The organism is Ruegeria sp. HKCCA5491, from assembly GCF_013034565.1.
Classification (GTDB): domain Bacteria; phylum Pseudomonadota; class Alphaproteobacteria; order Rhodobacterales; family Rhodobacteraceae; genus Ruegeria.
The window spans coordinates 83,222-94,706 of sequence record NZ_WQGG01000004.1 but is presented as its reverse complement, the minus strand read 5'-3'; the positions used below and the strand labels follow the sequence as shown (position 1 = coordinate 94,706).

The following is an 11,485-nucleotide window of genomic DNA, read 5'->3' as shown; positions in this document are numbered from 1 at the left end:
TAAGCACTAGATCGCTTAGGATTATGATTTCATTGAATTAAAAAACCGATTCGGCCTGTTTGTCCGAATTGGCACCGCAAAAGGCGGGGCGGAATCCCTTTAGGTGGGAAACCGTGCGATTCCCTCTACTTAAACGAGAAAGGCCAGCTTCCACCTAATCGAAAGTACTAGAACCTAAGCCCTTGGAATCACGTTTTATTGAAGAAACTTGCACTATTCACTGTAGTCTTGAGATCATGCGCGTTAATATTGTGTTAATTATACGCTTCAAGTTCTGTTTACTGTTTTGCCGCATTTCCGCGGTTTGGGTTATGTAGGGGGGAATAATGAGTATCCCGTTTCAGGATAGTTCTATCCAAGGTAATTTTACCGCCGAAGAATTCTCGATCAACTTTGTTGGCAAGGAACTGTTTTATTCGCGTCAAACCTTGCGCGAGGTTCAAAACGAATTCGGTGTCGCCACACACCGGATTGACAGCATCCAATCACTTCCGGTCTGTCCTTCATCCGGTTCCGGCCGGGTCATCATCGTCGACCAAATGTCACTTGATGATCTTATCGCGCGGCCCAAAGCCTATAAGGATTGTGTCGGCTCCGGCAGCGTTGCATTTGCATATCGCAAAGATGAGGCGGCCCGGTTTTTGTTCGAACATTGGGATCGCAATACATATGGCGAAATTGGATACCTGCCGATGAACGTCTCGCCAGATGTTTGGAGGTCTATCCTACGTCTGTTGTTGCATGAAGAATTTTATATGCCCTGTTTTCTTGCTGACAGCGTTGCAGCCAATGACGGCCAACCCAAGCATGACCATCCCGCAATTTCGGCGGCAGCAGATCCTCATCCGATCTATTCCAAGCTGACACCGAGAGAGAAACAGGTGCTGCAATTGGTATCAAAAGGCCAGAGCAACAAGATCATTGCTTCCAATCTGGGAATTACCGAGCACACTGTTAAGCTGCATATACACAATGTCGTAGGCAAAATTGGTGTCAGCAACAGGACTGCCGCTGCACAATTCTTCTTTGAGGTCGCGCCCAACGAGGCGCATGAAATGGCCGTTGACTGACGACTTTGAAACCCGATTTGATCGCCTGATCCTGTTGGTGGGTCGGCTGAATTACATGTGGACCAACACCGAAAGCCTGTTGATCCACTTGATCGCAGGCCTCAGCGAAACCAAGAAAGATGTCGCGGTGATTATCTTTCTGACGCTGAACACCACACGGGCGCGCCTTGATCTTGTGGAACGGCTTGCCAAGATGGAGGGCCGCCCACCGGAAATTCGCGACCCAATCCTTGTTCACACACAGCGATTAGCCAAACTGTCGGGAATTCGAAACAAATACAATCACTGCATTTATTCCTTTGACCCGGACAGCGGCAATCCAAAGACAATCCTGATGAGGATTTCCGACAGAAAAACAGACATCAAACTGGGGCGTGAAGACACAGTCGACGCCTCGGCCATGAAAGAGATTGAAGACATTGTTGATCAACTTTCCGAGTTGAACCGCGATATCTGGCGGCTGATCAGCCAGTTGGGCTTTCCAGTTTGAAGGTTTGAGTGGTGCGGATGGCGGGGATCGAACCCGCAAGCCCTAGGGCGAGGGATTTTAAGTCCCTTGCGTTTACCAGTTTCGCCACATCCGCAGGTCACCGATCCATCAGGCGCGGCGACTATCGGAACTCTTAATGCGAACCAAACTGATTGAAAAGTCGCTAAGTTGACGATCGCAAAAATGGTGCGGCCAAAACCGGACAGGACGCCACTTGCGGCAACCCCGCGCTGAAACGCGCCATAGATCGGAGCCGAAAACCACCCCAGTTTGATCTTTTTGAATTCAATCGTTTATCCTTGCACAGTATCATTATGAAACCGGAGGTTCCCGTGAACAGCTCTATTTCTGATGAGGCTTTGGCCCGGCTACCGTTTTGGGTAACCGCCCCGGGCGAAACGGATGGCTTTCTGATCGTTGTGGGCATTTCGCTTATTGTCGTCTTGCTGGGCTTTGGTGCGCTCTATTTCACGGTGCAGGCTATTCCAGATCGAATGGCGGCCGGTGCTCATAAGGTGCAAATGCAACTTGTCGGCGTGCTTGGCCTGATTTCGCTGTTCACCTTGAACAATGCGTTTTGGATTGCAGCCATCCTGATTGCAGCAGTGCCCCTGCACGAAATCCTTCCACTGGAAACCAAGACGGATTTGCCGGAGCACACTGATGCTTGAGCTTATTTTCTCGGCGCTGATCACGATTGTTCCCGACTATCTATACCGCCGGTACAAGCAGGGCAAACGGTGGGGCCACGAAATCACCCTGTTCAACGTCTGGTATGAACTGCGTTGGGGATTGACCGCATGTGCAATATTGGCCGTGACGCTGATCACCATCATTTTCTATTTCCACCCTTCAACGCGCAAAGTGACCGCGGTTTTTCGTACTGTGACCATCCTTTCTGACCGCGGGGGCCGCGTTGCCGAGGTCTATGTCACCAACAATGCAAGGGTGAAGGCAGGCGACGCGATTTTCACGCTGGATACCACCCGGCAGGAAGCGGCGGCAGAGACCGCGCAGCGTCGGATTGAAGAGATTGACGCCACATTGGGATTGATCGCGACAGAAGTCGCCACAGCCGAAGCCCGCGTCAAAGCCGCAGAGGTTGAGCTTAGTCAGGCTGAAAACGACCTACAGCGGCGTCTGTCACTGGCGGAACGAAACGACACCGTTGTCAGCGAACAAGAGCTGGAACGCCTGCAAACCGCCGTGTCCGGCGCAACTAGCCAACGCGCAGCCGCTATTTCTGCGCGCGACGGTGCCAAGTTGCGTCAGACAGCAGTTTTACCAGCGCAAAAGGAAAGTGCGCGCGCAGTCCTACAAGAAGCCGAGAATGAAATCGCAAAGTCCACGGTATTCGCCGAAGTGGATGGCACAGTGACCCAGTTTTTGCTGAAACCGGGCGACATCGTGAATCCGATCCTGCGTCCCGCTGGCATTTTGGTTCCCGAGATATCGGGGCAAGGCCGCTTTGTCGCGGCTTTTGGACAGATATCCGCGAGCGTTCTGAAACCCGGTATGCTTGTTGAAATCACCTGCGCATCCAAACCACTGACCATTGTCCCCATGATTGTGGACGGGGTGCAAGATACCATAGCCGCGGGTCAGTTTCGGCCGGGGGACGCGCTGCTTGATTCCCAGGATCGCGCTCGTCCGGGAACGGTCACCGCTTTTCTGGCTCCGGTTTTTCCCAAGCATTTGGAAGGCATCCCCCCCGGAAGCGCCTGCATTGGCGTCGCTTATACAAGTCGCGCGAAGGAAATAGATGCGGGGGAGATCACGGGGCTGTCCGCCTTTTTTGCCAGAATTGTGGACGGGATGGGCATAGCGAATGCCATTGTCCTGCGTGCACAGGCGATACTGTTGCCCGTCAAGACGCTCGTTTTTTCTTGAAGCGCACGCAGCAACCGTTCTGAAACCCGGCGAGAGTGTTCCACCTCCGTTGCCGGGCCGGATGGCAACGCAACCGCCATAGCGATCGGATGCTAAGTGGTGATTAATCGGTCATTCAAACAATTCGGGCCGAGTGCCAGACGTTTTTGACCGTCATGTAATTCTCCAATCCTTCTGTCCCCCCTTCTCGGCCATAGCCGCTGGACTTGACGCCGCCAAAGGGTGTTTCGGGCATGGATGCTTCCAGCGTATTAATGGACAAGTTGCCGACCTCTACCTCATCCACCAGCCGATCAATATAGTCAGCGCGATTGGTAAATGCATAGCCGGCCAACCCATAAGGCACAGCGTTCGCTTGCTCGATAGCTTCGCCCAACGAAGCGACCGGGTTTATCACCGCGACCGGACCAAACGGCTCCTCCTGCATGATCCGGGCGGTGTCGGGTACGTTCATAAGAACAGTGGGTTCAAAGAAATACCCGGTGTTACCAAGTCGGGCACCCCCCGTTACCAAAGTCCCGCCTTTGGCCACCGCATCATCGACCAATTCCGCAAGTGCGGGGATACGCCGGGCATTGGCGGTCGGTCCCATTTCAACCCTATCCTGGCGGCCATCACCCACAACTGTGGCCTTGGCTCGCGTTGCAAATGCAGCGGCGTAGTCTTCAAAAATACTTTCATGCGCGAAGAAGCGCGTCGGCGACGTACAGACCTGCCCCGCGTTACGCATTTTCCGAACGGCACTGGAAACGGCGGCGGTGTGAACATCTGTATCTTCGCAAACAATAACCGGGGCGTGCCCGCCCAATTCCATCAGAACCCGCGTGTCGTTCTGTGCCGCCAAAGTCGTCAGATGTCGTCCGACCGTTGTTGATCCTGTAAAAGCCACCAGACGCACCGGGTCCTGCGGAATAAGGTGCCCTGAAATCTCGGCAGGCGTTCCAAAAACAAGATTCAGCACACCGGCGGGAAGGCCCGCATCCTCGAACGCACGAACGATATGCAAAGCCCCCGCCGGAGTTTCTTCGGCAGCCTTTAGAATGACCGAGCACCCAGAAGCCAACGCGCCTGCGATCTTTCGGGCGGGCTGGCTCATTGGGAAGTTCCACGGCGAAAACGCGGCGACAACTCCAACCGGCTGATGATGAACTGCGAACTTGTGGCCGGGGGCCGCTGGAATGATGCGCCCATAGGACCGCATGGCCTCCCCCGCATCCCATTCGAAGAATTCCGCCCCGCGTATGACTTCCAGCCGAGCCTGAGCCAACGGTTTGCCATGTTCCAGTGTTATCGACTGCGCAATGTCTTCCTGCCGATCCCGGATGAGCGCCGCTGCCCGCAGGATCGTGTCTGCGCGCTCTCGTGGTGACGTTTGGCTCCAAACCCGAAAGCCTTTGACCGCCGCATCCAGTGCATCATCCAGATCGCTGACAGAGGCGCGTGGCAGGCGGGCGATCTCTTCTTCTGTCGCGGGGTTCACGACCGGCATATCGGTTTCGGTGCTACGCCACTTCCCCCCGATAAAGAGCTTCAAATCTGGATACATGACGCAGAGGCCTCCGATTGTTCTGCCCGTTCAGATCAGGCATCCCAGGTGATCGCTTCAAGTGAATTGGGGGAATACTGATATCATTTTGACGAATACCTGAACCGATTGTCCTGCGCTGCCTGATGCAAAGCTGCCTTAAACGCACGACCGGCAGGTGACAGATCGTCATCTGCCCGCAGGGATATTCCAATTGGCCCATGGCCAAAGGGTACGGTCCAGTCCAACTGTGACAAATGCCCGTTCGAGAAATCCTGCGTTACCACCGCAGCAGGCATAAGCCCGATCAGATTACGCGATTGCAACAGTGCGCGATTGGCCAGGTAAGACACGCTTTCGACTGTAACAGGCGGGACATATTGCTGTTGACCGATAAAGAAATGATCAGCCTGTCGGCGCAAAGTGGTCTCCAACGGCGGCAAAATCCAGCCAAACGGTTTGGTTTGCGCGAAGGAAACATCTGACTTGCCCGCCAATGGGTGCTGAGGGCCGACCACTGCCAGAATATGATCCTGCAACAGCTTTTCCTGACGAATCTTGTCACGGTGCCGATGCGACGGCAGACGCCCCACCACCATATCAATCTCACCGGACAACAACCCGGGCATCAGCACCTCATTGGTGCCTTCACTGATCTTGACGGCCACGTTTGGCCTGTCGGTCAGCAGGATTTCAATAGCGGCGGGCAACAGGCTTGTTGACGCCGCCAACAGCGTACCCACGACAACGCGTCCAGAATTGCCTTCGTTCAGGTCATCCAATTCCTGAGCGGCATTGGAAACCTGCGTGAAGATCAGCTTGCCATGGCGTATCAAGGTTTCGCCGAACACGGTCGGCACTACCCCGCGATTGGTCCGGTTGAACAGCTTGACCTCAAAATCCAGCTCGAGATCCTGAATCATTTTCGTGGCAGCAGGTTGCGAAATTCCAAGCTCGCGGGCTGCATTTTGAATGTTCCCATGCGCGCCCACCGCCACCAGCAGGCGGAGTTGACGCAGTTTCAATCGCGTCAGCGCACGGTCGACAATGCGTGAATGCCGCACCGTCATAGCGTGATCCGCTGTGTTATCTGATCCAGCTTGGCAAGAATGCTCATCGCCGCCAGCGCCGACGAACGCGGATTGTCAGGCAAAGCATTGCCGTTGATCTGAAAATGGAAATTGCCGAAGTCACCTTCGGCCCTGATCTCGTGGACGTTTTGCGTGATTGATGGGTCAGCAATCAATTGAACGCGGGTGTCATCAAACCCAAGACCAGCCAGAGCCACCGCCGCAGCGACATTAGCATTTTTCGGATAAGATAAGGCCGCCGCGCGCGCGGTCCCTTCGAAATGGATAACGGCCCCATCGACGATGCCGGCCAGATCCAACTTCTCTTCAGCGGCAGACCCCTTCCATCCCCCCGGCAGCTTGCGTCCGACATAAGTGACCGTCGACAATTTTCCCGCCCTTGCGGCGGCAAGACAATCCAACGCTCCGATTGCGCCACTTGCCAGATGCAGCTTCGCGTTCCCCTCTTTCGCGGAAAGGCTCAAAGCCTCAGATACTTTCGGGTCGGCAAGCGCACCCAAAGAGACCGTGATCATGTTGACCCCACGGGCCAGTATTTGAGGCCCTAAACATGCCAACGCCTCGTGACCTGCGCAATCAATCACCAGATCAATGCCGGATGGCAGGTCGTTGACCGAGCCGATTTCCAACCCGGCGCCTTGCCTAACCCGATCTGGCCGCATCAGAACCGCGCCAAGGTGATGCTCGCGCGCAGCAAGGCCCGACGATACGTATTGCGCAATGGCGCCATTCCCGATCATTCCGATTTTCATGTCTCGAACGCTAGGACAGATCAGAGCAAAACTGAATTAGAAACCCACAGATATTCGTTTTTCTGATATCCAGTTGCTCGAGTTCGACTTGGAATGCCGATACTCAATACGGTTTTCTAACCCGAACCAGAGTGAAAGGCCCTGCCCCATGAAATACACAAAACAAGACGCCAAAGCTTATGCGCGCGAAAACATGACGGGCATCTGGGCGGCCGCTCTCAACCCGTTCCACGAGGATCTGTCGCCTGACGAGGCCGGGCTGCGGTCGAATATCCGTCATTGGATCGACGACCTTGGGATTCAGGGGCTGTTCATCACCGGAAAGCAGGGCGAATTCTGGGCCATGACGTTGGAAGAGCGCAAACGGAACATGTCGATCGCGGTCGAAGAATGCGCAGGGAAGGCCGGAACAATCATGTCGATCTCGGATCAGAACATGGAAACCGCGCTTGAACTTGGCCGTCACGCGCAGGACTGCGGCGCCGATTATGTCGTCGTACATGCGCCAATGCTCAGTTTCTGTCAGGACCGGGGCGAGTTGCTGTATCAATACTACAAACGCTTCTGCGATGAGCTTGATATCGGCATTGCCATGTGGAGCCACCCCGACAGCGGCTATCTGATGCAACCCGAAGAATGCGCGCGTATTGCCGATCTGCCCAATATCGTTGCGATCAAATACTCGGTTCCGCGCGACATGTACGTCAGGCTGACCCATATGGTCGGAGACAAAATTCATGTCTCGACTTCTGCCGAACATGAATGGTTGGACAACATTCTTGAACTGGACTGGAAACTGTACCTGTGCTCATCACCGCCCTACCAGTTGCAGACCGCCAATGACCAACGGATGAATGAATACACGCAACTGGCCTTCGCAGGGAAAGCGGATCAGGCACGGCGCGTGTTCGACAGCCTGAACCCGGTACGGGACGCGATCAAGCGGACTAAACCCGCAGATAAACCAACCGCTTTCGGCAAGTACTGGCAGCACCTGCTGGGCCAAACGGGGGGCCGTGTACGCCCGCCGATGCTAGAGCTCAGCCAGGCGGAAAAAGATATTATTCGCAAGGGGTTTGACGAATGCGGGCTGAAACTGTGAAACTAGCGGTATAACTTAATCCGATACCTACATGCGGACAAATTCTTTGTGGTTATGAGGAATGTCGCCGAAGTTTTTTGCCAGACGGGAGAAAACAATGTCAAAGCTAAGAGCGTTCAACTTCAAGGCTTGGGTTGACGAACATCGTCATCTTCTGAAGCCACCGGTCGGCAACAAAATGGTATTCGAAGATGCCGACCTGATGGTCACCGTTGTCGGCGGCCCAAACAAGCGCACCGATTACCACGACGACCCGGTCGAAGAGTTCTTTTACCAGCTTGAAGGGGACATGCTTCTCAAGCTGTTTGATGGCGAGGAATTCTATGACGTCCCCATCCGTGAAGGCGAGGTGTTTCTTCTTCCGGCGCATGTCCGCCACTCTCCTCAGCGTCCGCAAGAAGGCTCGGTCGGCTTGGTCATCGAACCCAAGCGGCAGGAAGGCGAACTGGACGCAATCGAATGGTATTGTTTTGAATGTGGGACACGCGTGTACCGGGCTGAAATGCAGCTGAAGTCCATCGTTGACGACCTGCCTCCGGTGTACGAAAAATTCTATGCATCGGAAAAAGACCGCACTTGCCCGAATTGTAATGTCATACATCCGGGAAAAGAACCGCCCGAGGGCTGGGTGCAGTTGTAGAAACAAAAAAGTAACGGGGAAGAACATGAAACACTTTGGAAAAATCATTGCAGCCACTGCTTTGGCGACGGTCTCTGCTGTTGCGGCACAGGCCGAGGAATTCCGTCTGGGCCTGATCACACCGCCACCCCACATTTGGACCAAGGCCGCCGAAGCGTTTGGGGCCGAGTTGTCCGAAGCCAGCGACGGCGCGCACAGCGTATCCGTTTTCCCGGCGCGACAACTGGGCAACGAGGCCGAGATGTTGCAGCAGTTGCAGACAGGCGCGCTGGACATGGCCTTTATGACAGTGGCCGAAGTGTCAAACCGCGCGCCGGAACTGGGTGCTTTCTACGCCCCATACCTTGCTGACGACATCGGCCATGCCGGTCGTATCCTGAGGTCAGACACCGCAAAGACAATGCTGGAGCCGCTGCCCGGTCAGGTCGGCGTCGTTGGGGTCGGCTACGGTATGGCCGGACTGCGCCAGATCGTAAGCCGGGGCGATGTTTCGTCAGCGGATGACCTTGCCGGTCTAAAACTGCGGATCACTCCGTTCACTCCGATCCTTGATTTCTACAACGCCGTTGGCGCGGCCCCGACCCCGATGCCCTTGCCCGCGGTTTACGACGCGTTGGCAAATGGTCAGGTCGACGCCATCGACATGGATGCCGAACTTATCTGGGTTCTGAAATACTATGACCATGCAGATACGATTGTTCAGTCCGACCACATGATGTTCCCAATGGTGGGGCTTGTCTCGGCCAAAGTCTGGGCGGGGTTGTCCGAGGAAGACCGGGCACTGATTGGTGAGTTGATGGCCAAGCATGTGGACAGCACCATCGACAGCTATGTCTCGAACGAGGCCGGTTGGCTGGAGCAGATCGAAGGCACTGGAAAGTCCTATGTAAAGGTGGATGCCTCGTTCTTTGGCGATGCCATCGACGAATGGAATACGATCTGGTCAGAAAAGACCTCGTCGCTTGACGCCCTGCGCGCTACTGCGGCAGAAACCAAGTAAAGTTTGGTCGCAGACAGACATGGCGCGAGCCTGTGCTCGCGCCATTTGTCTTGGGGATAGGTCATGTTGTACCGCTTATCGGCATTCTGGGCCCGAGTGGAGCTCTGGTCGGCGGCGCTTTTGGCGCTTGTCGTAACGGTGCTGATCCTGCTGAACGTGGTCACGCGCAGCATGGGAAACGCGCTGTTCTGGGTCGACGAACTTGCGATTTATTCGATGGTTTGGATGACTTTTTTGGGGGCATCCGCCGCTTTGCACCACCGGGATGCCGTATCCATCACCATCGTCACGGATGCCGTGTCGATCCGCGTTAAACATCTTATCGACAAATGCGTTGACGTGATTGTCTTTGCTTTCGCGCTGGCGATGTTGTGGTTCTGCTGGCGATGGTTTCTGCCCTTGGACATTGTCCAAGCCGGATTCGATACAACCGCGTTTCAGGGCCAGACCTTCAATTTCATTTACGCCGAACCCACACTGACGCTGGGCCTGCCGAAATTCCTGTTTTGGCTGGTCATGTGGCTCTTTGCGCTTGGGGCCACATTGCATTCCGCAATGCACCTCTTTGGAACGAGGCCTGTTTCATGAGCCCTATTGTCTTTCTTGCGGCCCTGTTTATCTCGGTGCCCGTGGCAATCGTTCTGAGTGTGACCGCTATCTGGTACATCTGGGAAAGTGGGAATACGATCCTCTATGACAGCTTTGCCCAGAAGATGTTCGGCGGCCTGGAAAACTATGGCCTGTTGGCCATCCCGCTGTTCATGCTGACCGGCGAGCTTATGAACGAAGGAGGCATGACTCGCCGCCTGATTGCTCTGGCCCGCATTTTCGTGGGCGGTTTCCGGGGTGGTCTGGCCTATATCAACCTTTTGGCGAACATGTTCATGGCTGCGATTATCGGATCGGCCACAGCCCAGATCGCCGTCATGTCGCGCGCCATGGTCCCCGCCATGGAGGAGGAGGGATATGACAAGGGCTTTGCGACGGCCACCACCGCAGCGGGCGGGTTGTTGGCCCCGGTGATCCCGCCGTCGATGATGTTCGTGATTTTTGGGGTTCTGGCGCAAATTCCGATTGGTGAGATGTTCATCGCCGGAATCCTGCCCGGCCTGATCTTGGCGGCCAGCTTTGCGTTGGTGATCGCGTTGATCGGATGGCGGAGGCAATTTCCCAAAGGCAGTTGGATGAGCGCCAAGGAATCCGCACGCGCCCTAGCTGCCGCAGCACCGGCCCTGTTGATCCCTGTCGCCATCATTGGCGGCATCCTGTTCGGCATTGCCACGCCGACAGAGTCCGCCGCTGTCGCATCATTTGTAGCGTTTGTCGTCGGCTGGCTGATCTATGGTGAGCTTGACCCAAGACATCTTGGCGAAATGTTCCTGAGAACGGCCAAGAACGCCTCGATGATCCTGTTCATGATCGCGGCAGCCAGTGTTTTCGGCTGGGTGATCATTTACGAAGAGCTTCCACAAAAGCTGGCTGGTTTGATCACGACCATAACCTCTGATCCGTTTCTATTCCTGCTGATAGTCAACGCGGCGCTTCTGTTGGTGGGCATGATCATCGACGGCATCGCCGCGATTATCCTAATCACTCCGATCTTGCTGCCAATTGCCACGGGCTCATACGACATCAGCCCCTACCAGTTCGGCGTAGTCGTTTGCCTGAACCTTGTTCTTGGCCTGCTGACACCGCCGGTCGGAATTGGCCTATATATCGCTTCTTCAATGAGCGGCGCCACACCCGGTTCGATCCTAAGATCGCTCTGGCCATTTCTAATGGCGATAACGGTTGTCCTTGTCCTGCTGAGTTATGCACCGATTCTGTCGACCTACCTTATTCGCTAGGTCCACATTTCGCCCTTGCATGACCTGTGGCGATACCAGGTGCCGCAAAGTGTCGGCAGCGGCGCGACGGCCTGAGAC

Annotated in this window: 12 protein-coding genes and 1 tRNA gene; 9 read left to right on the top strand and 4 right to left on the bottom strand. The window is 55.1% G+C overall.

All coding sequences use genetic code 11. The features are described from left to right. Nucleotides 1–326 precede the first annotated feature (326 nt). Nucleotides 327–1,070 carry a response regulator transcription factor gene (locus tag GOV88_RS20465; RefSeq protein ID WP_254449190.1) on the top strand — a complete coding sequence of 248 codons (744 nt, stop codon included), beginning with the start codon at nt 327–329 and terminating at the stop codon, nt 1,068–1,070. Further along, complete coding sequence (locus tag GOV88_RS07515) at nt 1,063–1,560, top strand: hypothetical protein (RefSeq protein ID WP_254445529.1); 498 nt, start codon at nt 1,063–1,065, stop codon at nt 1,558–1,560. Before GOV88_RS20465 ends, GOV88_RS07515 begins: the two co-directional genes overlap by 8 nt. Nucleotides 1,561–1,569: 9 nt before the next feature. Here GOV88_RS07515 and GOV88_RS07510 read toward each other — a convergent pair. Next, nucleotides 1,570–1,654: transfer RNA gene (locus GOV88_RS07510), tRNA-Leu, on the bottom strand. 238 nt (nt 1,655–1,892) lie between these two features. Between GOV88_RS07510 and GOV88_RS07505 the strand changes: the two genes are divergently transcribed. Further along, nucleotides 1,893–2,231, top strand: a complete 339-nt coding sequence (locus tag GOV88_RS07505; protein WP_171121971.1) for a hypothetical protein — start codon at nt 1,893–1,895, stop codon at nt 2,229–2,231. Continuing rightward, entirely contained in the window at nt 2,224–3,450 is a 1,227-nt protein-coding gene (locus GOV88_RS07500) for an HlyD family secretion protein (RefSeq protein ID WP_171125483.1), read from the top strand. Before GOV88_RS07505 ends, GOV88_RS07500 begins: the two co-directional genes overlap by 8 nt. Nucleotides 3,451–3,565: 115 nt before the next feature. Here GOV88_RS07500 and GOV88_RS07495 read toward each other — a convergent pair whose 3' ends face one another. The 3 genes from GOV88_RS07495 to GOV88_RS07485 all read right to left on the bottom strand — a co-directional run bounded on the left by GOV88_RS07495 (nt 3,566) and on the right by GOV88_RS07485 (nt 6,818). After that, nucleotides 3,566–4,996: an NAD-dependent succinate-semialdehyde dehydrogenase gene (locus tag GOV88_RS07495; protein ID WP_171240018.1), complete on the bottom strand. Its 1,431-nt coding sequence runs from the start codon at nt 4,994–4,996 to the stop codon at nt 3,566–3,568. An 83-nt stretch (nt 4,997–5,079) separates the two neighbouring features. Beyond that, nucleotides 5,080–6,045, bottom strand: coding sequence for a LysR substrate-binding domain-containing protein (locus GOV88_RS07490; protein WP_171240017.1), 966 nt, complete (start codon nt 6,043–6,045; stop codon nt 5,080–5,082). Continuing rightward, nucleotides 6,042–6,818, bottom strand: a complete 777-nt coding sequence (locus GOV88_RS07485; protein ID WP_171240016.1) for an aspartate dehydrogenase — start codon at nt 6,816–6,818, stop codon at nt 6,042–6,044. The genes GOV88_RS07490 and GOV88_RS07485 overlap by 4 nt, the downstream gene beginning before the upstream one ends. A 148-nt stretch (nt 6,819–6,966) precedes the next feature. Here GOV88_RS07485 and GOV88_RS07480 point away from each other — a divergent pair, with 148 nt between their 5' ends. The 5 genes from GOV88_RS07480 (at nt 6,967) to GOV88_RS07460 (ending at nt 11,407) form a co-directional block, all read left to right on the top strand. Beyond that, the gene (locus tag GOV88_RS07480) at nt 6,967–7,920 is read left to right on the top strand and encodes a dihydrodipicolinate synthase family protein (protein ID WP_171240015.1); all 954 of its coding nucleotides are present in this window, start codon (nt 6,967–6,969) and stop codon (nt 7,918–7,920) included. A gap of 97 nt (nt 7,921–8,017) precedes the next feature. Next, complete coding sequence (locus tag GOV88_RS07475) at nt 8,018–8,560, top strand: 3-hydroxyanthranilate 3,4-dioxygenase (RefSeq protein WP_171240014.1); 543 nt, start codon at nt 8,018–8,020, stop codon at nt 8,558–8,560. 25 nt (nt 8,561–8,585) lie between these two features. Then, nucleotides 8,586–9,560, top strand: a complete 975-nt coding sequence (locus GOV88_RS07470) for a TRAP transporter substrate-binding protein (RefSeq protein ID WP_171240013.1) — start codon at nt 8,586–8,588, stop codon at nt 9,558–9,560. Between the two features lie 63 nt (nt 9,561–9,623). Beyond that, nucleotides 9,624–10,148 (top strand): TRAP transporter small permease, encoded by a 525-nt coding sequence (locus GOV88_RS07465; protein WP_171121963.1) that lies wholly within the window; start codon nt 9,624–9,626, stop codon nt 10,146–10,148. Beyond that, nucleotides 10,145–11,407 carry a TRAP transporter large permease gene (locus tag GOV88_RS07460; RefSeq protein WP_171240012.1) on the top strand — a complete coding sequence of 421 codons (1,263 nt, stop codon included), beginning with the start codon at nt 10,145–10,147 and terminating at the stop codon, nt 11,405–11,407. Before GOV88_RS07465 ends, GOV88_RS07460 begins: the two co-directional genes overlap by 4 nt. Nucleotides 11,408–11,485: the final 78 nt, after the last annotated feature.